Annotated in this window: 15 protein-coding genes; 8 read left to right on the top strand and 7 right to left on the bottom strand. The window is 63.0% G+C overall.

The annotated features are described in order from the left end of the window. Nucleotides 1-56: 56 nt before the first annotated feature. Nucleotides 57-1,346: an isocitrate lyase gene (aceA, locus tag F3H98_RS16455; protein WP_149761224.1), complete on the bottom strand. Its 1,290-nt coding sequence runs from the start codon at nt 1,344-1,346 to the stop codon at nt 57-59. A 268-nt stretch (nt 1,347-1,614) separates the two neighbouring features. On the opposite strand from aceA, the gene F3H98_RS16450 reads away from it, so the two are divergent. Continuing rightward, nucleotides 1,615-3,063, top strand: coding sequence for a helix-turn-helix domain-containing protein (locus tag F3H98_RS16450; RefSeq protein ID WP_149761223.1), 1,449 nt, complete (start codon nt 1,615-1,617; stop codon nt 3,061-3,063). An 87-nt stretch (nt 3,064-3,150) separates the two neighbouring features. Here the strand turns inward: F3H98_RS16450 and F3H98_RS16445 are convergent, their stop codons facing one another. Continuing rightward, nucleotides 3,151-4,026: a LysR family transcriptional regulator gene (locus F3H98_RS16445; RefSeq protein ID WP_149761222.1), complete on the bottom strand. Its 876-nt coding sequence runs from the start codon at nt 4,024-4,026 to the stop codon at nt 3,151-3,153. Between the two features lie 92 nt (nt 4,027-4,118). Here F3H98_RS16445 and F3H98_RS16440 point away from each other — a divergent pair, with 92 nt between their 5' ends. Next, nucleotides 4,119-4,307, top strand: coding sequence for a hypothetical protein (locus tag F3H98_RS16440; protein ID WP_149761221.1), 189 nt, complete (start codon nt 4,119-4,121; stop codon nt 4,305-4,307). On the opposite strand, the gene F3H98_RS16435 is transcribed toward F3H98_RS16440, so the two are convergent. Next, a complete protein-coding gene (locus F3H98_RS16435) occupies nt 4,288-5,268 on the bottom strand; it encodes an NADPH:quinone reductase (protein ID WP_149761220.1) in 981 nt (326 codons plus the stop codon). The two genes, F3H98_RS16440 and F3H98_RS16435, sit on opposite strands and share 20 nt — an antisense overlap. A 208-nt stretch (nt 5,269-5,476) precedes the next feature. Here F3H98_RS16435 and F3H98_RS16430 point away from each other — a divergent pair, with 208 nt between their 5' ends. The 5 genes from F3H98_RS16430 (at nt 5,477) to F3H98_RS16410 (ending at nt 10,843) form a co-directional block, all read left to right on the top strand. Then, on the top strand, nt 5,477-6,436 hold the full coding sequence (locus F3H98_RS16430) for a DMT family transporter (RefSeq protein WP_149761219.1): 960 nt from the start codon (nt 5,477-5,479) through the stop codon (nt 6,434-6,436). A gap of 286 nt (nt 6,437-6,722) precedes the next feature. Beyond that, entirely contained in the window at nt 6,723-7,823 is a 1,101-nt protein-coding gene (locus F3H98_RS16425; protein ID WP_149761218.1) for a polyamine ABC transporter substrate-binding protein, read from the top strand. An 81-nt stretch (nt 7,824-7,904) separates the two neighbouring features. Continuing rightward, nucleotides 7,905-9,044, top strand: coding sequence for an ABC transporter ATP-binding protein (locus F3H98_RS16420; protein WP_149761217.1), 1,140 nt, complete (start codon nt 7,905-7,907; stop codon nt 9,042-9,044). A 9-nt stretch (nt 9,045-9,053) separates the two neighbouring features. Next, the gene (locus F3H98_RS16415; protein WP_149761216.1) at nt 9,054-10,028 is read left to right on the top strand and encodes an ABC transporter permease subunit; all 975 of its coding nucleotides are present in this window, start codon (nt 9,054-9,056) and stop codon (nt 10,026-10,028) included. Then, nucleotides 10,025-10,843, top strand: coding sequence for an ABC transporter permease subunit (locus tag F3H98_RS16410; RefSeq protein WP_149761215.1), 819 nt, complete (start codon nt 10,025-10,027; stop codon nt 10,841-10,843). Before F3H98_RS16415 ends, F3H98_RS16410 begins: the two co-directional genes overlap by 4 nt. Before the next feature lie 125 nt (nt 10,844-10,968). Here F3H98_RS16410 and F3H98_RS16405 read toward each other — a convergent pair whose 3' ends face one another. After that, the gene (locus F3H98_RS16405; RefSeq protein ID WP_342211619.1) at nt 10,969-12,756 is read right to left on the bottom strand and encodes an AsmA family protein; all 1,788 of its coding nucleotides are present in this window, start codon (nt 12,754-12,756) and stop codon (nt 10,969-10,971) included. Between the two features lie 257 nt (nt 12,757-13,013). Here F3H98_RS16405 and F3H98_RS16400 point away from each other — a divergent pair, with 257 nt between their 5' ends. Continuing rightward, a complete protein-coding gene (locus tag F3H98_RS16400; RefSeq protein ID WP_149761213.1) occupies nt 13,014-14,972 on the top strand; it encodes an acetoacetate--CoA ligase in 1,959 nt (652 codons plus the stop codon). Between the two features lie 860 nt (nt 14,973-15,832). On the opposite strand, the gene F3H98_RS16395 is transcribed toward F3H98_RS16400, so the two are convergent. From F3H98_RS16395 to F3H98_RS16385, 3 genes are all read right to left on the bottom strand, one after another. Continuing rightward, the gene (locus F3H98_RS16395; protein WP_149761212.1) at nt 15,833-17,527 is read right to left on the bottom strand and encodes an ABC transporter permease; all 1,695 of its coding nucleotides are present in this window, start codon (nt 17,525-17,527) and stop codon (nt 15,833-15,835) included. 72 nt (nt 17,528-17,599) lie between these two features. Beyond that, nucleotides 17,600-18,640, bottom strand: coding sequence for a Fe(3+) ABC transporter substrate-binding protein (locus F3H98_RS16390; protein WP_149761211.1), 1,041 nt, complete (start codon nt 18,638-18,640; stop codon nt 17,600-17,602). Nucleotides 18,641-18,984: 344 nt separating this feature from the next. Continuing rightward, the gene (locus F3H98_RS16385) at nt 18,985-22,488 is read right to left on the bottom strand and encodes an ATP-binding protein (protein ID WP_149761210.1); all 3,504 of its coding nucleotides are present in this window, start codon (nt 22,486-22,488) and stop codon (nt 18,985-18,987) included. Nucleotides 22,489-22,664: the final 176 nt, after the last annotated feature.

The raw sequence follows: 22,664 nt of genomic DNA, 5'->3' as shown, positions 1-22,664 counted from the left end.
CTATTTCAGAGGCCCTTCCGGGGACTTAACGCCCCCGGAAGCCGTTTCGCAAGATATTACTCGGCCGCCGGGCGGAACTGCTCGTGCTCGGTCGATTCATGCATCGCGGTCGTCGACGACTTGCCGCCGCTGATCGCCATCGAGACGGCGTCAAAATAGCCGGTGCCGACTTCGCGCTGGTGCTTGGTAGCGGTGTAGCCGTTGACCTCCGCCGCGAATTCCGCCTCCTGCAGCTCCGAATAGGCTGCCATCTGACGGTCCTTATAGCCGCGCGCCAGCTCGAACATGCCGAAGTTGAGCTGATGGAAGCCGGCCAGCGTGATGAACTGGAACTTGTAGCCCATCGCGCCCAGCTCGCGCTGGAATTTGGCGATCGTCGCGTCGTCGAGGTTCTTCTTCCAGTTGAACGACGGCGAGCAGTTGTAGGCGAGCATTTTTCCCGGATGCGCCTTCTGCACCGCCTCGGCGAACTTCTTCGCCTGCGCGAGATCGGGCTTGCCGGTCTCCATCCAGATCAGGTCGCAGTTCGGCGCATATGCAATGGCGCGGGCGATGCACGGCTCGATGCCGTTCTTCACCTGGTAGAAGCCTTCGACGGTGCGGCCTGCGTCCTTGTCGACGAATGGCTGATCGCGCTCGTCGATGTCGGAGGTCAGCAGCTTGGCGGCCTCGGCATCCGTGCGCGCGACGATCAGCGTAGGGGTGCCCATCACGTCGGCGGCAAGCCGAGCGGCGTTCAGATTGCGGATGTGCGCGGCGGTCGGGATCAGCACCTTGCCGCCGAGATGGCCGCACTTCTTTTCCGAAGCAAGCTGATCTTCGAAATGGACACCGGCGGCACCTGCCTCGATGAAGGCCTTCATGATCTCGAATGCGTTGAGCGGTCCACCGAAGCCGGCCTCCGCGTCGGCAACGATAGGTGCGAACCAGGTGTCGACCGACAGGCCTTTGCCTTCGGACGTTTCGATCTGGTCGGCGCGCTGCAAGGTCCTGTTGATGCGCTTGACGAGTTCGGGAGCCGCGTTGGCCGGGTAGAGCGACTGGTCTGGATACATGGCGCCGGCCGTATTGGCGTCGGCGGCAACCTGCCAGCCGGAGAGGTAGATCGCCTTCAGCCCGGCGCGCACCTGCTGCATGGCCTGGTTGCCCGTCATGGCGCCCAGCGCATTGACGAAATCTTCTTCGTGGATGAGCTTCCACAGCCGGTTGGCGCCCATTTCGGCGAGGCTATGCTTGATTTGGACCGAGCCACGCAGCCGTTTCACATCCTCCGGCGAGTACGGACGCTCGATGCCGTCGAAGCGGCCTTCCGGTGCCGAAGGAACAAGGTTGTAAAAATCAGTCATTGACAGGCTCCAATCCATCGCAAGTGTCTTAAAGGGTGACCAGATTTAGCGGTTATCCGGCCAGTTCCTGTGACATCATTTACATTGCGCTGCGGGAGAGGCGAGGGAAATCACCGTTATGGGGGAATTATAAGGGAAAACCTGTATTGCGATTGACAGGGGTTGGTTGTAAATTTGTCATGATTGTAAATATCCAACGGCTCCCGATAAGGGGTGCTGTTTGTAAAAGGTAGTAATATTTTGATGTCCTGTGTTGGGGACGCCAGCCATGGCTGAGCAAAAAATCTTCGCCGGACCGCGCATCCGCCGGGTCCGCAACGCAAAGGGCCTGACCCAGACGGCAATGGCCGAAGGGCTTGGCATTTCGCCGTCCTATCTCAACCTGATCGAACGCAACCAGCGGCCGCTGACCGTGCAACTCATTCTCAAGCTGGCTTCGATCTACAAGGTCGAACCGGAGGAGTTGCAGGGCGAGGCGGGTGGTTCGGTCGCCGCGCTGCGTGAGGTCTTTGCCGATCCGCTGCTTGCCGGCGAACTGCCGGGCGACCAGGAACTGATAGAGATTGCCGAAGCCGCCCCCAACGCGTCGGCGGCGGTGATCAAATTGTTCCGCGCCTATCGCGAGCAGGCGGAGCGGCTTTCCGATCTCTCGGAAATGCTGGCGCGTGACGGCCGCGCCACCACGCTTTCCGGGGCGCGCCTGCCGATTGATGAAGTGCGCGAAACGTTCGAGCGACGTCCCAATTACTTCGCCAGCATCGAGGAAGAAGCCGAGGCCTTCACCGCGCTGCTCGATCCGGGCGACGATTTGATGGGCGCACTGAAGGCGTGGCTGAAGCGTGAGCTTGGCATCGTGGTGCGGGTGCTGCCGGTCGCGACCATGCCCAACTGGCGGCGGCGCTACGATCGCCATTCACAGCGGCTGTTCATCTCGGAGCGTCTTTCGCCATTCGATCAGTTGCGCGAAATCGCCATGGAAGCCTGCCTGGTCAGGATGCGCGTTGCCATCCCCGCGGAACTTCAATCGCTAAAGCTGTCCTCGGACGAGGCGCGACGTCTAGGCCGCTTCGAACTGGCGCGCTATGCAGCGCATGCGCTGATGATGCCCTACCCGGCCTTCCACAGCGCCGCGCAGCGATCGCGATGCGACATCGATGTATTGCGTTCGCGTTTCGGGGTTTCGTTCGAGCAGGCGGCGAACCGGCTGACCATGCTCAATCGCAACGGCGCCGCCGGCATCCCGTTTTTCATGCTGGAGGTCGACAACGCCGGCAATCGTTTCCGCAAGGCAGGCGCGCAAGGGTTCCCGCAAAGCCGCTTCGGCGGCGGCTGCCCGAAACTGCCGGTGCATGCCGCTTTCGCGCAGCCCGGCCAGATATTCGTCGAGGCAGTCGAGATGCCGGACGGCGCCGAGTTCCTGACGATTGCCCGCACGCTGGAAGGTCCGCAAGGCGCCTTCAGCGAGCGGCCGCGCCGCACCGCACTGCTGATCGGCTGCGACATCGGCTTCAGGGACGAGATCGTGTATGGCGCGGCACTGCCGGGCGTGACGGCAGGCGCCGGCGGCAAGCCCGGACAAGTGGCGGCAACGCCGGTCGGTCCGGCCTGCCGGCTTTGCGAGCGGGCCGGTTGTCTTGCCCGCGCCGAACCTCCGGTCACCCGGCCGCTTGGGCTCGACGAGATGGCGACGGGGCTCAGCGCCTTCGATTTTCAGTAGTTGTTAGCCGGCTTGTATCTTTGAGCGTGTGGTTCACCGCACTTGCTGCTCATAAACATCTGCTGGAGGGATGCGCCGCTTCACGGCTCATCCATTGCCCATCGGCCGTTCGCCTGAAAACAGCGGTGCGTGGGCGTTGATCAGTGTGGCCATGCGCTCGATGATGGCGCGCACTTCGGGACGGTGGCGATCGTCATTGTGCATGACGATCCATTGGCGGTGCCTAAGCTCCGTGATCTCGTCGCCGGCGCGTTCGAGCAGCGGGTCGCGGTCGCCGGCAAAACACGGCAGGACGCCCTTGCCGGCGCCAGAGCGGATCAGATCGTAGAGCGTTCGCGGCGTGTTCGCCCAGACCGCGATGACGAGGCCATCCTGGACGCTCGTCCATCGCGTCGACGCCGTCGAGGCATCCTCCGGGGCGATCGCCACCCAGTTTTCTTCCGATTGCGGCGCGTGGTTGCGGGCACGGAACGGCGCGTAGGCGGCATCAGGAAGCGGCCGGGCGGCAAGGTTTGCGCCCTCCGGCCGCTGGTTGCGGACGCCGATTTCGATTTCGCGGTGGGCGATGTCGAGCCTGGCCTCGGCGGTCTTGAAGGCAATACGGAATGGATCTTGCGGGCTCCAGATGCGGCTGAAGTTTTCCGACAGGAAATTGGCAATCCACGTGCCCGCCGAAATGCGCACCACGGGGTGGTTGCCGCTGGCCGACAGCCAGTCCTCGATGGGCCGGGCACCGGCCTCCATGGCCAGCGCCTTGCCAAGCAGCGTGCGCCCGTCGCCTGTGAGTTCGTAGCCGGTCTGGCGCCGCACGAAGAGTGGGCGCCCCAGCGCCTGCTCCAGCGCCAGCATGCGTCGCCCGATGGTGGCCGGGCTTGAGCCGAGCTCCCCAGCGGCCGCGGACAAGCCGCCGCCGCGCGCCACACGCACGAAAATCCTGAGATCGTCCCAATTCAGATTTTTCATAATTGAAAAACATAGCGCATTCTGAACCGCAGATTCAAGCACAGTAGTCGCTTATCTTTTCAATATCGAAAATGCTGGATGGAGAAGCGACGATGGATCAGATGCTGATATGGGCTTTGCTGCACGACGAACTGGCGCGCAGGAACGGACAAAGACGCCAGACGCCATCGTTCGATCAACCGTTCTGGGGCAGCGAATGGGGCGCCCTTAGAACCATGTGGCCGGGATTGGAGCGTCGTCCGCCGCGCGAGCCCGAGCAGGTCAATCGGCCAGGTCGATGACGACGTTGCCGATGACGCGGCCGGCTTCGACCGTTTCATGCGCGGCGGCGGTTTCCTCCAGGGAAAAGCGGGCGCCGATCGTGTGAACGAGAGTGCCTTGCTCGAGCATGCCATGAAGATCGGCGATCGCCCTGGCACGTTCCTCGGCCTGCAATTCGTAGACGACAAAAAACTGCAACGTAAGACTGCGAAACAGGAGATCGCCGAAGGGAACGCTGTTGTCGCCGGGGATGTTGGAGCCGTAGCCGACATATTTTCCGTGCGCGGCCAGGACGCCGCCCGGCAGCAGGCGCACAGTGGTCGAAAAATCCATGTCGATGATGGCATCGGTGCCTTTTCCGCCGGTGAGTTCGAGCACCCGGGCGGCCACATCTTCGCTTTTGTAGTCGATGATAGCGCTGGCGCCGGCTGCCTTTGCATGGGCAATCTTGTCGCCGGAGGCCGTGCCGATCACCTTCGCGCCGCGCGCGGTGGCGATTTGCGTGACGGCGTGGCCGACTGCCGAGGCCGCACCCGTCACCAGGACTGTCTTGCCTTCGATCGGGGCGAGCAGATTCACCGCATGCATGGCCGTCAGCCCCGGAATGCCGAGGCAGGCGGCGGTGGCGAAATCGACGGAATCCGGCAATTTGACCGCCTGCCGGGACGGCAACGCGATATATTCGGCGGCGGTGCCGAAGGCGCGCTTCCACTGGCCGTTCCACAGCCACACCCTTTCGCCGATGCGGCTTTGCGGCACGCCTTCGCCGACCGCCTCGACGATGCCGGCGCCATCGCTGTGGGGCACTACTTTCAGACCGGGCAGCGGCCGTCCCTTCCGGCTCTTCACATCGGAAGGATTGACGCCAGAGACATGCACACGCACCAGCACGTCGCCGGGGCCGGGCTGCGGCGTCGGCAATTCGCCGACTGTCAGCACCTCGCGCGCGGCTCCGTTCTTCTCGTACCAGGCAGCGTTCATCGGGCTTCTCCGGTGGTGATTGGGCGGATCGTCTCGCAAATCGAACCGGCAGGCAATCTCGCGTGACCGCAGGCAAGGGCGCGTTGGCAGGAATGCCGGTTGCGGTGCCACAACGGGAAAAAGGTGCTGGACCACGCCAGCCCGCGTGGAGTTGGATAGGCGGAGACATCGCGCCCCAAGGCGCTTCTCGTGACCGGCGGTCTTCGCCATGGGCAAACCCACCACCGCAACCGCGGCCATCAATGCCGGTGCGACCGTATCGACGAGCGAGGAGCGTATCGGCTTTCTGCTCGTCTTCCTGTCGGCGTTGTTCTGGAGCTTCGGCGGCGCCATCGCACGTTTCATCGACGCAGGCGACAGCTGGACGGTGGTGTTCTGGCGCTCCGTCTGGGCCGCCGCCTTCCTGCTCGCCTTCATGCTGTGGCGCGACGGACCTCGCGGCACGCTGGCGCTTTTCCGCGGCATGGGGTTTCCTGGTCTTGCGGTGGCGCTGTGTTTTGCCACCGCTTCGACCTCCTTTGTCGTGGCGCTCGCCTATACGACAGTGGCCAATATACTTCTCATGCAGGCTGGCGTTCCCCTGATCGCCGCGCTCATCTCCTGGCTGCTGTTTCGCGAAAGGGTGGCCTTGCCGACCTGGCTGGCAATCGCCGCGGTGATCGCCGGCGTCGCCATCATGGTCTCGGAATCCTTCACCGGCGATGTCTCGCCGGTCGGCGACGGGCTTGCTCTGTTGATAGCCGTGGTGTTCTCCATCGCCACCGTCATCACCCGGCGCTTTGCGCATGTGCGCATGACGCCGGCGACCTGCCTGGGGACGGTCTTTGCTGCATTTTTCGCGGCCACGCAGACTGTAACCTTCGCCACTTCATCGAGCGACATGGGTTTCCTGTTCGCCTTCGGCGCCCTCAACCTCGGGCTCGGCCTTGCCTGTTTTGCGTCCGGCGCGCGGGTCATCCCGGCGGCGTTCGCGGCCCTTCTCGGCACGCTGGAAACTGTGCTCGGTCCGGTCTGGGTGTGGCTGATCCATTCCGAGGTGCCGTCGGGGCGCACGGTCCTGGGCGGCAGCGTCGTTTTCCTGGCGTTGCTTGTCCATATAGGTCTCGAACTCAGGCGCCAATCGCGGCCGGCGCGACCAGGCGTAACCGGAATGCCGTCGCCCCATTGACAACGTCATGCCGGCGCGGGCAGGCTGCGCAATCTGCAACAACGCGACAGGCGTGTCTTGCCAGCCATTTCTCCGGCTTCGGCCGTGATTGCGTCAATCATTTCGAACTGGCAGGCACCAGCCGGCGACGTCGCAGAAAATCATGACATGACAAAGATCGGGGGCCTTCCGGCGCGCGCCAATTTGGCGCTTGTCGCACCGCAAAAACGCCAATAGGCTCGATACAGAACTGGCCGGACATGATGGGGAACAGGCCAGACCAGGGGTTAGAAAAGAGGAGTATATCATGATCCGCACCATGCTCCGGCTAGCAGCCGCGCCGGTGGTCTTTCTGTCGTTGTCGATCGGTGCCGGCGCGCAGGAGCGTGTCGTCAACGTCTACAACTGGTCGGACTATATCGACGATTCGATCATCGCCGATTTCACCAAGGAAACCGGCATCAAGGTTGTCTACGACGTCTATGATTCCAACGAAATCCTGGAGACGAAACTGCTTGCAGGCGGCAGTGGCTACGATGTCGTGGTGCCGACAGCGAGCCCGTTCATGGCACGCCAGATTCAAGCCGGGGTGTACCAGAAGCTCGACAAGTCGAAGCTGCCGAACATCTCCAACATGTGGGATGCGGTTTCAGGACGGGTGGCGAAATACGACCCCGGCAACGAGTATTCAATCAACTACATGTGGGGCACGGTCGGCATCGGCTACAACCAGAACAAGGTGAAGGAAGCGCTTGGCGTCGACAAGATCGACAGCTGGGACGTGTTCTTCAAGCCGGAAAACCTCGCGAAGCTCGCCGGCTGCGGCGTGTACGTGCTGGATTCGCCGACCGATATCATCCCGACCACTCTGAAATATCTCGGCCTCGATCCCGAGAGTACTTCGGCCGAGGATTTCGCCAAGGCCGAGGAGGCGCTTCTGGCGATCAGGCCGTCGATCCGCAAATTCCACTCGTCGGAATACATCAACGCGCTGGCCAATGGCGATATCTGCCTGGCCGTCGGCTGGTCCGGCGACGTGTTCCAGGCGCGCGACCGCGCCGCCGAGGCAAACCAGGGCGTCGTCGTCGACTATGTGGTGCCGAAGGAAGGCGCCGAAATGTGGTTCGACCAGATGGCCATCCCCGCCGACGCCCAGCACGTCCCCGAAGCGTATGAATTCCTGAACTACATCATGAAGCCGGAAGTCGCAGCGAAGGCGACCAACTATGTCTACTTCGCCAACGGCAACAAGGCTTCGCAGCAGTTCATCGAAAAGGAAATCATGGAAAATCCGGCCATCTATCCCGATGACGCCACGCTGCAGAAGCTGTTCACTGTCGCGCCCTACGATCCGAAGACGCAGCGGACGGTGACCCGTATCTGGACCAAGATCGTCACCGGACAATAGACGTGTGTCGAAACCCCGGATGGCTTCATCCGGGGTTTCGTTTTTTTAACGCTGGGGTCAAAGGCAAGCACGGAGACGGAAATGAAATCGCTTGGCAGCATCCGCAGGGAATTCGCCCCCTGGAACGATCCCAACGCCAAGCCCTATATCGCCTTCGAGAACGTCACCAAACGCTTCGGCGATTTCACTGCCGTCAACAATTTGTCGCTGTCGGTCTACGAGCGCGAATTCTTCGCGCTGCTCGGCGCTTCCGGTTGCGGCAAGTCCACGCTGCTGCGCATGCTGGCCGGTTTCGAAGAGCCGACGGCCGGCCGCATCCTGCTCGACGGGCAGGATCTGCGCGGCATTCCGCCCTACCGGCGGCCGGTCAACATGATGTTCCAGTCCTACGCGCTGTTCCCGCACATGACGGTCGAGCAGAACATCGCCTTCGGCCTCAAGCAGGACGGCATGGCAAAGCCTGCCATCGAGCAGCGCGTCAAGGAAATGCTTGACCTGGTCAAGCTCACACAATTCTCCAAACGCAAGCCGCACCAACTCTCCGGCGGCCAGCGCCAGCGCGTGGCGCTCGCCCGCTCGGTCGCCAAACGGCCCAAGGTGCTGCTGCTGGACGAGCCGCTGGGCGCACTCGACAAGAAGCTGCGCGAGGAAACCCAGTTCGAACTGATGGACCTGCAGCAGGAGCTTGGCCTCACCTTCGTGGTCGTCACCCACGACCAGGAGGAGGCGATGACGATGGCCGACCGCATCGCCATTCTCGACAAGGGCGAAGTGATGCAGGTGGCGACGCCGGCCGAAATCTACGAGGCGCCGGCATCGCGCTTCGTCGCCGGTTTTGTCGGCAATGTGAACATGTTCGAAGGCACGGTGGCGGCGCGCGAAGCCAACACCGCCAGGATCACCGGCGCCAGCGGCGCCGAGATCGTCGTCGAAAATGCCGGCGATGCGGCGGCCGGCAACTCGGTCGCCTTTGCCATTCGGCCCGAGAAGATCAAGGTCTCGTCGCGGCGACCCGAAGGCGCTGCCAACGCCATGGAGGGCGAGGTCTACGATCTTGCCTATCTCGGCGACATGACGGTCTATCATGTGAAGCTCGGCGATGGGCAGGTGGTGAAGGCGAGCGCTCTGAACAGTGCCCGTCAGACCGATGACCCGCTGACCTGGAACGACCGCGCCTGGATATCGTTCCGGCCGGATGCCGGCGTCGTACTGACGCGCTAGGAGGCGATGATGACCAATGTCGCCGTGCAAGCCGGCGCCCTGGATGTCGGATCGCAGGCGAACCGCTCGGCGCTGGGGCGTGCCGTCTCCGCGGTGACCAGCCGGCTCGTCATCATCGTTCCCTATCTCTGGCTGCTGGTCTTCTTCCTCATCCCGTTCATCATCGTGTTCAAGATCTCGCTGTCGCAGACGGCGATCGCGATGCCGCCCTATACGCCGGTGATGGGTTTAGGGGACGGGATTTCGGGCCTCTTCAATCAGCTCAGGGAACTCGGCATCGACAACTACATCTGGCTCACCGAGGATCCGCTCTACTTCAATGCTTATGTGTCGAGCGTCGTTATCGCAGGGATATCGACGTTCCTGGCGCTGCTCGTCGGCTTTCCCATCGCTTACGGCATGGCGCGGGCGCCGGCTACCATCCGCCCGACGCTTTTGATGCTGGTCATCCTGCCGTTCTGGACCTCGTTCCTGATCCGCGTCTATGCCTGGATCGGCATCCTGAAACCGGAGGGGCTGCTCAACCAGTTCCTGCTGGCGACCGGCGTCATCGATGAGCCGCTGGTCATCCTGAACACCCACGCGGCGATCTTCATCGGCATCGTCTATTCCTATCTGCCGTTCATGATCCTGCCGCTCTATTCGACACTGGAGAAGATGGACTTTTCGCTGATCGAGGCGGCCCAGGACCTTGGCTGCACGCCGATCGGCGCCTTTTGGAAGATCACTTTTCCGCTCGCCCTGCCGGGCGTCGTCGCCGGCTGCATGCTGGTGTTCATCCCGGCGGTCGGCGAGTTTGTCATTCCCGACCTGCTCGGCGGCTCGCAGACGCTGATGATCGGCAAGACGTTGTGGAATGAGTTCTTCGCCAACCGAGACTGGCCGGTCTCGTCGGCGGTGGCCGTCATCCTGCTGCTGCTTCTGGTGGTGCCGATCATGATTTTCCAGAGTGCCCAGGCCCGTGCACAGGAGCAGGGCCGATGAACGCCAGCTGGAGCCGCTTCAACATCACCTCGATCGTGCTGGGCTTTGCTTTCCTCTACCTGCCGATCGTGTTGCTGATCATCTTCTCCTTCAACGAATCCAAGCTCGTCACCGTATGGGGCGGCTTCTCGACCAAATGGTATGGTTCGCTGTTCAACAACCGCGGTTTGATGGACGCCGCCTGGGTGACCATCCGGGTCGGCCTGATTTCGGCAACGGTCGCCACCGTCCTCGGTACGCTGGCGGCGCTGACGCTGACCCGCTACACGCGCTTCCGCGGCAGGGTGCTGTTTTCCGGCATGGTGTTCGCACCGCTGGTGATGCCGGAGGTGATCACCGGCCTGTCATTGCTGCTGTTGTTCGTCGCGATCGGCCTCGACCGCGGCTTTCTCACCGTCATTCTTGCCCACATCACCTTTTCCATGTGCTTCGTCGCGGTCGTCGTGCAGTCGCGCCTGATGACCTTCGACCGGTCGCTGGAGGAAGCCGCCATGGATCTCGGCGCGCCGCCGGTGAAAACCTTCTTCCAGATCACCTTGCCGGTCATCATGCCGGCGATCGTGTCTGGCTGGATGCTGGCCTTTACGTTGTCGATCGACGACCTCGTGATATCGAGCTTCGCCTCCGGGCCCGGCGCCACCACCTTGCCGATGAAGATCTACAGCCAGGTGAGGCTGGGTGTCACTCCGGAGATCAACGCCGCCTGCACCCTGATGATCGCCGTGGTCGCCGTCGGCGTCATTGCTGCCTCGGTGGTCAACAAGCGGCGCGAGGTGCAGCGCCAGCGCGACGAGCAGGCCGCCCAACGCGGCTGATCGGACTTTAGAGCGGAATGCATTCAAGTTGAACCCGGCATTCCGCTCTATCGGTTTGTTTAGCCGCATTTGTGCGACGCCAGGTGATTCCACCTGGCTGCAAAATGCTCTAAAGCCGCCGCAGCCTATCCCGGCGGTGGCGGGGCCTGCAGGATCGGTGAAATGAACGGGATGCTCCACGAGCCTCCGACGAAGAAAGCCGCTTCCGGCGCGACCGTCGCCCGGTCGGCGCCAGAAGGAAAAATCTTGCCGGACAGGGCCAATCCACCGCCGACATAAGGCACCAGCCCGGAAAGCCAGATATCCCTGCCGTCCGCCTTGGCTTCCGCTTTCTCGATGCGGACGACGCCGTTGGCGATGCCGGCTTTCAACTCGGCAGAGTTGATGGGCAAAGAGCCTTTGGCAACCTCGTTCAGCGCGAAGAAGCCGCCTTGCGACGCCCGCGTGAGAAACGCCGGGAGGTCTATCCCCTTCAATTCCCCCGCGCCAAAATTGGCCGAAATCGATCCGTCGGCATTTTCGAGCAGGGAGCTCCACGACCGCGCCGGCCCTTTGAGGATGATCGAAATCGTGCCGCGGCCGGTCGGCGTCAGGTCAGTCATGCCGGTCGCCGCACCAAAGATCGCACCGTCGATGTCGGTCGCCAGCATGCGCAGTTCGGCCAGGTCGGCATCGCCATTGTGATCGAGGCGAATGCCGGCCTGCACTGTGCCTCCAAAGGCGGTGGCGTCCGAAATATCCAGAACGGCCAGGCCATTCTTCACCTGCGCGGTGGCGGCGACTTCCGTCATGCCGATCGAGCCGGCGGTCGCCCGCGCCGCCGACAGGCGCAAGTCGAGTTCCATCTGGTCGGCAAACTTGGTGTCGATGGCACCCGGCGCACCTCCTTCGCCGGAGGTCAGCGGCGTGAAGGCCGCGATGAAAGACTTGAGATCGAGCGTTTCGAATGCCAGCGTGCCTGCGATGCTGGGCACTTTTCCGGCCAGCGATACGTCGAGAACGCCCATACCGGGGTTTCCGTCCAGCGTCAGTTCGGCGTCCTCGAATTTTGCGCGCTGGGCGTTGCCGGTCAGGCGGCCCGAAACCGCGATCGAGCCGATCGCCGTCTTCGGTGCGATCTCGCTCTGCGACCATTCGAGCAGGCGGCGCAGCGACGGTGCGTTGAAGGTGATCTGGCCGTCGAGATAGGAGTCCGCCGAGGTGTTGACCGTGCCCTCGAACGTCGCCGAAGTCGGGTTCGATTTGAGCGCGAAGGAGACGGGCGCAGCACCACCGGCAAAAAGCACCAGCGGGTTCGGCGACGAGAGGTTGATGTTGACGCTTTCGCCACGCCAGATCCCCGTCGTCGTCAGCTTGCCCGCACGGTTGACCGAACTCCAGTCGATGTTGCCGGAAAGGCTGGTGACGACTTCGCGGTCCTTGTCTCCCTGCGCAACCACGATGCGGCCGTCGCTGAACTCGATCTTGCCGAACGGTTCCGAAGGCAGGTTGCCGAGATCCGGGCTTGCCGGGTTGGCTGCGACCACTGCACGCGCGGCATCGACCGACCTGGCGATGCGTCCGCCGCCGGGCGCCGTAGGCAGGTAGAACGGACCGTTCGGCACGACGCGCAAGGTCGGCCGCACCAGCCTGACGTCGGAGAACACGACATTTCCCACGAGAGCGGCCAGCGCGGAAAGCTCGATCTCGACACGCTCGGCCTCGACGACCGGGCGCCTTTTGTAGTCGAGCCAGTCCGACAGGGTTACGTTGCTGAGGGTTGCCTTGAAGGTCGGGAAAACGTCGATAACCGGCGCTGCGCCCAGCGAAACGCGGTAGCCGCTCCAGGCGCTCATCTCCAGCGCGATTCGGTCGCGCACGATCTGGGTCGAAGCGACCAGCGGGAAAAGCGCGATGGCAAGGACCAGGGCCATGACAGCCGCACCCAAGGCCCATATACCTTTTTTGACCATCGGTGATGGCATGTTTCCTCGTTGCCCTAGAGGGATTTCGCGCTCCGCTCGCGATCCGTTCAGTTTCCGGCCGCCGGGTTTAACCGACATCCACCGCTTTTCAACCCATAACTGTCCGCCGTCGCATTCGCGCGCAAAGCCCACGACGTGTTTGGACAATAGCTTGTTTGATCGCAATGCAACATGCATAAGCAATTTTCCCAGACGGAGAACAGCATATGAGTGAAGCCGCCGCCCTTTGGACACCCACCGCCGAGGCGGTTGCAGCCGCGCCGATGACGGCGTTCATGGCTGCCGCGTCGAAAAAGGCCGGCCAGGAACTTTCCTCTTATGACGATCTGCACGCCTGGTCGGTCGGCGCGCGCGAAGCCTTCTGGGAACTGGTCTGGGATTTCTGCGATGTCGTCGGCGAGCGTGGCGACCGCATCCTGGCTGACGGCGACAAGATGCCCGGCGCCTCTTTCTTTCCCGACGCCCGAATCAACTTCGCGGAGAACCTGCTGAAAAAGTCCGGCGGCGGCAATGCGCTGGTGTTTCGCGGCGAGGATAAGGTCGAGCGCCGCATGTCGTGGAACGAACTGCATGCGCTTGTGTCACGATTGCAGCAGCTTTTCCGGTCGCTTGGCGTCAAATCCGGTGACCGCATCGCCGCGATGATGCCCAACATGCCGGAAACGGTGGCGGCGATGCTCGCCGCCACGTCGCTGGGCGCCATCTGGTCGTCCTGTTCTCCCGATTTCGGCGAGCAAGGCGTGCTCGACCGCTTCGGCCAGATCGAGCCTGTCGTCTTCATCGCACCTGACGGCTATTGGTACAACGGCAAGGCGATCGAGGTGGCGGGAAAGATCGCTGCCGTGGTCGGCAAGCTGCCCACCCTGAAGAAGACGCTGATCGTCGACTATCTCGGCACGTCCGCGGACGTCGCGGCCACGGTCGACGGCGCCGTTTCGCTGGAGGCGGCGATCGAGCCGTTTTCGGCAAAACCGGTGACCTATGAGCGGCTGCCCTTCGCGCATCCGCTCTACATTCTGTTTTCGTCGGGCACGACCGGCATCCCGAAATGCATCGTGCATTCGGCCGGCGGCACGCTGCTGCAGCATTTGAAGGAACAGCGCCTGCATGCCGGCATACTCGACGGCGACCGGTTCTTCTATTTCACCACATGCGGCTGGATGATGTGGAACTGGCTGGTCTCGGGCCTCGCTTCGGGCGCGACGCTGCTGCTCTACGATGGCTCGCCCTTCTATCCCGACGGCAACGTGCTGTTTGATTTCGCCCAGGCTGAGAAGATGACCTACTTCGGCACTTCGGCGAAGTTTATCGATTCGGCGCGCAAGGCCGGCCTCAAGCCGATCAAGACGCACGATCTGTCCACCATCCGCACCGTTTCGTCGACCGGTTCGCCGCTGTCGCCGGAAGGTTTTGCCTATGTCTATGAGGCGATCAAGAAGGACGTGCACCTTGCTTCGATCTCCGGCGGCACCGACATCGTCTCCTGCTTCGTTCTCGGCGTGCCGATCGAGCCGGTATGGGTGGGCGAGATCCAGGGTCCGGGCCTCGGCATGGCGGTCGACGTGTGGGATGACGACGGCAAGCCGGTGCGTGGCGAGAAGGGCGAACTCGTCTGCACAAAAGCCTTCCCGTCGATGCCGGTGATGTTCTGGAACGATCCGGACGGCAAGAAATACCACGCAGCCTATTTCGAGCGCTTCGACAATGTCTGGTGCCATGGCGATTTCGCCGAATGGACCGGGCATGGCGGCATTATCATTCATGGCCGCTCCGATGCCACGCTCAATCCGGGCGGTGTGAGGATCGGCACCGCTGAAATCTACAACCAGGTCGAACAATTGCCGGAAGTGCTGGAGGCTATCTGCATCGGCCAGGATTGGGATGGCGATGTGCGGGTGGTGCTGTTCGTCCGGCTGGCCGCCGGCATCACGCTCGACGAAAGCCTGGACAAGAAGATCAAGGCAAAAATCCGCAGCGGCGCCAGCCCGCGCCACGTGCCAGCCAGGATTGTCGCTGTGGCCGACATTCCGCGCACCAAGTCCGGGAAGATCACCGAGCTTGCAGTCCGCGACATGGTGCATGGGCGGCCGGTGAAGAACAAGGAAGCCTTGGCCAATCCCGAAGCGCTAGAATTGTTCCGGGACCTCGAAGCGCTGCAGAGCTAGGCTGGCGCGATCCGCCTGATCGCGACACCTGCCCTTCAACCCTGTGAGAAATGCGCCGGATTTGCGTTCCATCCTGCCTCTTTGGGACATTTGCAAAGACCCCTCTCCGGTTTGCTTTGCAACCACCTCTCTCCCGCTCCGGGGGAGCGGATAGGCGTGGACGCTGCCCCTCACCCCGTTAAGGACGGGGAGAGGGGGGCGTCGACGTTGTGGTCTCCAGCTGTCTCCCTCCCCTCGATGGGGAGGGTGGCCCGCAGGGCCGGGTGGGGTGATGGCTGATGTGCGGATATCACCCCCTCCGCCTCGCTGCGCTCGGCACCTCCCCCATCGAGGGGGAGGAGGGGCGTCGGCGTTGCGGTCAGCCCTCCTTCGCCCGGCTCTGGTCTGCCGGCTTGTCTATCAAGACCCCCTCTCCGGTTTGCTGCGCAAACCACCTCTCCCCCGCTTCGCAGGGGCGAGGAACCACTGCCGCGACGCCGACGCCCTTCCAGCCTGGGTTCCTCGCCTCTGCGAAGCGGGGGAGAGGTGTCGAGGCGAAGCCGAGACGGAGAGGGGGATTTTCTTTTTTCCATCAGCACAAGCTTCAGCGACGGCCCAGGAGGCGCATCGCCTGATCTCCCGTTGCAACGGCGTGGTTAACGAGAGATGACCGCAAAATTTACCGCGAATTCACGGGTGATACACTTCGGTAAATTTCTCCGCGGTCCGGTAAGGTTTTGTTAAGGGTTGGTGCCGATAGTCGTGCGTAACTTGAGGGAGAAATCCCGTTCTTCGAAGCAATCTTCGATGAGCTAGCTCAAGTCCCCGTCTTAACAGCGTAGATCTCCAGGCGCCCCTCCAGGGCGCCTTTTTTTATCGCTTCAGAGCACCGCTTCGCGGTCGCGTATTAGCGCACCCGACAAGAGCACCACGGGCACCATCGCAGTGAGGATGATGACGATCGCCGCGACGGCGCCTTCCTCAGGCACGCCGCGCGAGGCGTTTTCGTAGACATAGGTCGCCAGCGTGTTGAAGCCGAAGGGCCGCAGCAGGATCGTCGCCGAGAGTTCCTTGATCGTGTCGACGAAGACCAGCACGGCGGCAGTGAAGATCGCCGGTTTCAAAAGCGGCAGCAATACGCGTGCGGCACTTCTGGACGGCGTCTGGCCGAGGCTGCGCGCCGCCTCGTCGAGATGCCGCGGCAGCTTTTCCATGCCCGAATGGATGGCGCCTTCCGCCAGCGCCAGGAAGCGGATCGTGCACGCCAGGACGACGGCGCCCGCGGAGCCGGTGAGAAGCAGGCCCGTCGACAGGCCGAAATGCAAGCGCATGAAGGCGTCGAGCGCGTTGTCGAAGTGGGCGAGCACGAAAAGCAGTCCAAGGCCCAGCACACCGCCCGGCAACGCGTAGCCGATCGCCGCGAACCGGACTGCCACGGTGGTCGTCCGCGACCGCGACAGCCTGACGGCGTTGATGAGGAACAGCGCGAGCAGGATGGTGATCGTTGCCGTTGCGGTCGCCGTGACGAGGCTGTTGAGGAAGGCGTCGGCAAGTGCCGGGGAGAGGAATTGATCGAGCCGGCGTGACGCATATTGGCCGAACACCAGGAGCGGGATGCCGAAGCCAATCAGTACCGGCAGCGCGACGGCAGTTACGGCGCCGAGGCCGGCGAGACCTGAAAGCCGTGTACGCGGCGGATAGGCCCGCATATGAGTGGCGCGGCCGGTATTGAAGCGCTGCTTGCGCCGCGCCCAGTGTTCGGCGCCAAGCAGCAGGAACACCAGAACCAGCATCAGAAGTGCGATCTGCGCGCCACCCTCCAGGCTGCCGCGGGCGAGCCAGGTCGTGTAGACCGAGAAGGTGAGCGTGCGCACACCGAGATATTCGGAAGCGCCGATGTCGTTGATCGTTTCCATCAGCACCAGCGCCACGCCGGCGACGATCGCTGGCCTGGCCACCGGCAAAAGCACCTTCCAGAACACTTTCGCCGGCCTGGCGCCGAGAGTGCGCGCGACATCGGCGATGTTGCGGCCCTGCATCAGGAACACGATGCGGGTGGTGAGGTAGACGTAGGGATAAAGCACGCTGGACAGCACGAAGGCCGCGCCCGGCGTCGAGCGGATGTCGGGGAACCAGTAGTCGCGGATGGTGGCGAAGCCGAACATCGCGCGGATCAGGGTCTGCAGCGGCCCGGAATAATGAAAGAACTCGCCGAACGCATAGGCAGCGAGATAGGGAGGCACCGCCAGCGGCAAAACCAGCGCCCAGGAAAAGACGCGCCGGAGAGGGAAGTCGAAAGCCACCACCAGCCAGGCGCCAAGAACGCCGATGACGGATGTCGCGGCAGCCACCAGTGCCAAAAGCAGAAGTGTGGTCCGGCTGGCGCCGGGCAGCACGTTCGCCACGAGGTGTGGCCAGTCCTCACCGCCCCCGCTCAGCGCCACGAAGGCAAGCGACAGGATCGGCAGCGCCACCAGAGCGGAGAGCGCGATCGCGACCAGATGCAGCCAGGGGTGTCGGCTGTGCTTCACCCGCAACAGTCGCGTTCCTGCCTCGATATGCTGGATACCGGCCATCGATCGTCCATCGATATGGAAAAGGCCGGGCGTGGTTCGGCCCGGCCTCTTCCGTGATCTAATTGTTCAACCTCAGCTCGACGGGCCGTCGTCAAGGCCAACGCGGTCGACCATTTCGGAAGCGGCCTTGCGATTCTTGGCGATGTCTGCGAGCGGCAGCGTGTCGGCCTTCAACTCGCCGAACGCCTTGACCATTTCGGATGGCTCCAGGCCCGGCTCGACCGGATATTCGAAGTTCTTCTCGGCGTAGACCTGCTGCGCCTTATGGCTTGCCAGGAACTGGATGAGCTTCACGGCATTGTCGCGGTTCGGCGCGTGCTTGGCCAGCGCGATGCCGGAAATGTTGACGTGGGTCAGGCCGTTCTCGAAGGTCGGGAAGATAACGTTGATCGCGTTGCCCCATTCCTTTTCCTTCGGGTCCTTCTCGTTGGTGCGCATCAGCCCGACGTAGTAGGTGTTGCCGAGCGCGATATCGCACTCGCCGGCCGCGATGGCGCCGGCCTGCGGGCGGTCACCGCCGTCTGGCTTCTTGGCGAGGTTGGCCTTCAGGCCCCTCATCCACTCTTCGGTCTTTTCGGCGCCCCAGTGGTCGATGGCGGCCGAGAACAGCGCAAGATTATAGTCGTGCTGACCCGAACGGATGCAGATCTTGCCTTTCCACTTGGGGTCGGCGAGATCGGCATAGGTGATCGCCGTGTCCTTGACGCGGTCCTTCGAGGCATAAACGACGCGAGCGCGCTTGGTCAGGCCGAACCAGTTGCCTTCCGGATCGCGGTATTCGGCCGGCAAGAGCTTGTTGACAGTCTCGTCGACCAGCGGCTGGGTGATGCCGTTTTCCTTGGCCTTGGTCAGACGCGCAATGTCGACGGTCATGATCACGTCGGCAGGCGAGTTCGCGCCTTCGGCGGCGACACGCTCTTCGAGGCCCTTGTCGAGGAACAGCACTTCGGTCTTGATGCCGGTCTCGGCGGTGAAGGCGTCCAGCACCGGCTGGATGAGCTCAGGCTGGCGATAGGTGTAGATGTTGACGGTGCCGTCGGCGAGCGCCGAGGTTGCGAAAAGCGCGGCGAGGGCAAAGCCGGCGCCGGCCGATAAGGCGTTTCCAATCTTCATCGGTTCTCTCCTCGAGGGGTCTGAAGGTTTCAACTTCATACAATGTCGGTTCCGCGTAGGAACTCGCTTTTCCTATCGGCAATTGGACTATCGTGGTCAAGTTTTAAATGAAACAATTTCAATAGTTTAGAATCGTTCTAAAAGTGGAGGCCAAATGGGTGGATTTAGACACAGGTACTTTAGACACCGGTCATAATTGATGGCGCGCAAGTTCACTTGGCATCGGGGAGGTTGCTGGGATTGGTGAGGAAACAGGCGACTGGGTCTCGCTCCAATAGCGGAGATGGAGACGACGAGGTCGAGGCCGTCCTGATTTCTCGCCCTCCGAGAGGGACGAAATTTGCTCAATCGGCCAGAACGCGCGTCGACGGAAAGGTGATTTCGACCAGCGTGCCTTCGCCCGGTGTCGAGACGATCGAAAATTTCGCCCGGTTGGCTTCCACCATCGCCTTGGTCAGCGGCAGACCGAGCCCGGTGCCGTCATTGCGCCCGCGCTTCAGTGCGTTGATCTGCTTGAAGGGTTTCAGCGCCTGCTCGATCTCGGCCGGGCTCATGCCGATGCCGGTGTCGCGCACCCGCATGACGATGTCGCCGGAGGGTTCGTAAGCGGTCGAGACGATCACCTGGCCGCCGGCCTGCGTGTAGCGCACCGCGTTAGACAGAAGGTTGAGCGCGATCTGGCGGACGCTGCGCAGGTCGGCCACAACCTCGGGCAGACGCGACGCGAAGCTGGAACGGATGATGACGCGCTCGCGGTTGGCCTGGGGCTGCATCATCGCCACGGTTTCCGACAGCGTCTCGTTCAGCGACACGGCCTCATAAGCCATCTCCTGTTCGCCCGCCTCGATCTTGGAGATGTCGAGCAGGTCGTTGACGAGGTCGAGCACGTGATTGCCGGAGCGGTTGATGTCGCGGAGATAATCGCGGTAACGGTCGTTGCCGACCGGTCCGAACTTTTCGTCGATCATCAGTTCGGAAAAGCCGATGATGGCGTTGAGCGGCGTGCGGATCTCGTGGCTGACGCGGGCAAGGAAGTCCGTCTTCTGCGAGGAGGCGCGTTCGGCCTGGGCGCGTGCCTGGGTCAGTTCTTCCTCGGCGCGCTTCCACTGCGTGACGTCGCGCACCACGGCGCAATAGCCGCTGTCGGCCGGCAGCTTGCCGATGGTCATGAACAGCGGGATGAAACGGCCTTGCGCCTCGCGCCCGATGACCTCGCGCCCGTCGTTGAGCACGCTGGCGACGCCATGTTCGGAAAGGCCGGCGAGATAGTCCTGGGCCGCGCGCTGGCTCTCGATGGCGAAGAGCGAGGCGAAGGGCTTGCCGGTGACGTCGTTGTTGTCGAAGCCGAACAGGGCCTCCGCCGCGCGGCTGATCGAGCGGATCGAGCCATCCGGCGCGATCAGCACGACGCCGTCGGTGGCGGTGTCGACAATTGCCCGCATCTCGGCGATGCGGTTTTCCAGTTCGGTTGCCTGATCCTTGTCGGGTTGCTCCGCGACGGCTTCCGCAGGCGGCGCGACGTGCACGCGGCTAAACGCCAGGAGCAGCGCTTTGCCGCCGCTCCACGGCACCGATTGCAGGCGCGCCTCGACCGGGAATTCCGTCCCGTCGCGGGTGAGAAGCCGCATCTTGTGGTCGCCCGACGCGTCGGCATCTTCCTCATAAGGTTCGCCGAACAGCGTGTCGAGGCCGCCGCAGTCAGCAAGCTGTTCGACCGTTTCGTAGCCGGTGAGGGCAAAAAACTCGTCGTTTGCGTAGTGGAGTACGTCGCCGGAATGGATCAGCACCGGCACGGGCAGTTTGGACAGGATCGACACGTCTGTCGGCGCCCGTTCACCGGCTTCGCCCCCGGTCGAGAAAGCGGACGGCAGGAAGCCGGTGGTGCGCAACTCTGGGGCAATGCGCTTGGCCGATGTACCGTCGTCCGGGTGGGCGACGACGGTTTCCGGTTCTTCCGCGGCTTCCGCTGCAGGCTGTGCCGCGGATGCAGGTGCTTCCGGCGCCGGCGCTTGCGCGATACCGTCAGTTACAAGCTCCCGCTCCGCAGGCGCTTCATATGCTGATGTTTCGGCGGGTGGGTGGTCGGTGGCTGCGGTTCCGGTTTCCAGCGAGCGGGCGGAAGCCGGCTGTGGGGGCACCGCTTCGGCAATGACTGGCGCCGGCGTTTCTCCAGCGACAGCAGCCGGGGCTTCGGGCGTCCGGGTTTCAGCGGCAATGTCCGGCGTCTTCCCGGTCTCGCTCGTCGCCGCCGTGATCGACGTGGTTTCGGTGGCGTTCGCAGCCGGTGCTTTCTCCGCGCCGGTGGTGCTGTCTTTCTTCAGCCGGTCGCCGATTTCCCGGAACGCATTGCGCTCGACCGGCGTCAGCCCCTTGTCGTTGGCCGGGGTACGGTGTTCGGCAAGCCGGATAACCTTGTCGCTGAAGCGCCGTTCCTGCTTCGGTACGATGGTCAGCGCTGGAACCTCACCCTTGAACGGGTCGGGTTTGCCGTCTTCGGAGGATCGTTGCAGGATTTCCGAACCGTCCGGGCTGGCCGGTTCGATGCCGCCGGATGTCGGTGCTGTCGTCATTGGTCCGCGCACCAGCGCGAGGCCGAGCTTTTCCGGGTCGGCGACGGCGTCGCCGCCGCGGGCGACGCCGAACCCGCGAAAACCTTCGAAATTGCGGTCGCGCCCATAGACCGGCAGCGCTGCAAGGTCGACGGGAATGCGCAGATCGGTTCCCGAAACCGGCCATAGTACGGAGCGGCCCGACCATGTGTCGCGGCGTTCGAGCAGGCCGCCGATCTCGCCGCCTGGGTCGAAGCCGAAGATCATGGCGACGTCGCCGAACTTGCGCCCGACGATATCTGCCGCCGGTTCGCCAACCGCACGCGCGAATTCGGGCGAGATGGTGCTGAAATTGCCGTTGGCGTCGGTGCGCCAGACGAAGCGGACCGGGCCGGTCTCGCGCTGGAAGGCAGCGGCCGGCGCTGCAACTGTCGCACTGGCGCCGTTGTCCTGCGCGATCGCAAGCGGAGCGGAATCGCCGGCCGGTGTCCTGTCGGTGTTGAAATACCAGCGCTCGTCCGGCTTGGCGTTTCCAGGCGTTGGCCGAACGGTTTCAGCAGGAGACGATGGAGCTTGCGGTTCGCGTTCTTCGGTCCTTGCCTCGATGGCAATGCCGCGCGGCTCGGTCTCGTCCTGCACTTCGTCGACGACGACAAGCAGATGCAAGGCCGGGTCGTCGGTCAGCCTCGCGAAACCAACGGGCAGACGTCCGCGTGCTGCCGGGATAAGCCGCTTCACCAACCGGTCGGACTCGCGCTTCACTTCGGCGACGAGGCCGGCAAGCGTATCGGTGGCAATGCCGAGCTGACCGAACCCATCGGGGGAGGCAATCACCGTGCCATCGGCGCCCACCAGCGCCGCGAAATGACCGGGTTCGTTGAGGCCGCCGATTGTCCGCTCGGCGCGTTCCTGTTCGCTGAACGAGGCAGTTTTGCCCGCTGGCGCCGCAAGCAGGATCGCCCGTTCGCCATCGGGCAGGGTGATCGCACTGGCCAGGAACGATACCGCCTGGCTGGTCATCCCGGTCGCAAGGCGCACCATCAGGCCCTTGTCGCGGCCGATATCCGGATAGCCCGCCGTCGCCATGATCTGGCGGCGCGCCACGAGGCCCAATCGCGTCGATGCGCCTATGATCGCCTCGATGTCGGGATAACCGAAAACCGCAGCGCCCGGCCCGTTGGCCCAGATCACATCCTCCAGGTCGGTCGACAGTATGGCCAGCGCATCGCCTGCGGCGAAACGCTGTCGCACGTCGTCGAGGACGGCGATGTCGATGAAGGAATATGTCGCTGACGGCATATAGCTGACCGGACCTGCTCCTGCGCGCCGCGTCTGATGCGCGGGTTTAACGGTTCGTTAATAAAAGCTGCCAGCCTGAAGGTCCAGAAAGCAGCACGTGTACCCGATGGAAATTCGGCTAATGGTTAACCGCGGCGACAAATTTTTGGTGCGTAGCAGCAAAATTGTTGCAGTGC

Source organism: Neomesorhizobium albiziae, from assembly GCF_900114255.1.
GTDB classification, from domain to species: Bacteria; Pseudomonadota; Alphaproteobacteria; order Rhizobiales; family Rhizobiaceae; genus Neomesorhizobium; species Neomesorhizobium albiziae.
The sequence above is the reverse complement of the archived record's forward strand: the minus strand, read 5'-3'. Positions and strand labels throughout refer to the sequence as shown.

Bases quoted from the DNA above. Each gene is read 5' to 3' on its own strand.
- aceA (WP_149761224.1), bottom strand. From the start codon at position 1,346: ATGACTGATTTTTACAACCTTGTTCCTTCGGCACCGGAAGGCCGCTTC.
- F3H98_RS16450 (WP_149761223.1), top strand. From the start codon at position 1,615: ATGGCTGAGCAAAAAATCTTCGCCGGACCGCGCATCCGCCGGGTCCGC.
- F3H98_RS16445 (WP_149761222.1), bottom strand. From the start codon at position 4,026: ATGAAAAATCTGAATTGGGACGATCTCAGGATTTTCGTGCGTGTGGCG.
- F3H98_RS16440 (WP_149761221.1), top strand. From the start codon at position 4,119: ATGGATCAGATGCTGATATGGGCTTTGCTGCACGACGAACTGGCGCGC.
- F3H98_RS16435 (WP_149761220.1), bottom strand. From the start codon at position 5,268: ATGAACGCTGCCTGGTACGAGAAGAACGGAGCCGCGCGCGAGGTGCTG.
- F3H98_RS16430 (WP_149761219.1), top strand. From the start codon at position 5,477: ATGGGCAAACCCACCACCGCAACCGCGGCCATCAATGCCGGTGCGACC.
- F3H98_RS16425 (WP_149761218.1), top strand. From the start codon at position 6,723: ATGATCCGCACCATGCTCCGGCTAGCAGCCGCGCCGGTGGTCTTTCTG.
- F3H98_RS16420 (WP_149761217.1), top strand. From the start codon at position 7,905: ATGAAATCGCTTGGCAGCATCCGCAGGGAATTCGCCCCCTGGAACGAT.
- F3H98_RS16415 (WP_149761216.1), top strand. From the start codon at position 9,054: ATGACCAATGTCGCCGTGCAAGCCGGCGCCCTGGATGTCGGATCGCAG.
- F3H98_RS16410 (WP_149761215.1), top strand. From the start codon at position 10,025: ATGAACGCCAGCTGGAGCCGCTTCAACATCACCTCGATCGTGCTGGGC.
- F3H98_RS16405 (WP_342211619.1), bottom strand. From the start codon at position 12,756: ATGGCCCTGGTCCTTGCCATCGCGCTTTTCCCGCTGGTCGCTTCGACC.
- F3H98_RS16400 (WP_149761213.1), top strand. From the start codon at position 13,014: ATGAGTGAAGCCGCCGCCCTTTGGACACCCACCGCCGAGGCGGTTGCA.
- F3H98_RS16395 (WP_149761212.1), bottom strand. From the start codon at position 17,527: ATGGCCGGTATCCAGCATATCGAGGCAGGAACGCGACTGTTGCGGGTG.
- F3H98_RS16390 (WP_149761211.1), bottom strand. From the start codon at position 18,640: ATGAAGATTGGAAACGCCTTATCGGCCGGCGCCGGCTTTGCCCTCGCC.
- F3H98_RS16385 (WP_149761210.1), bottom strand. From the start codon at position 22,488: ATGCCGTCAGCGACATATTCCTTCATCGACATCGCCGTCCTCGACGAC.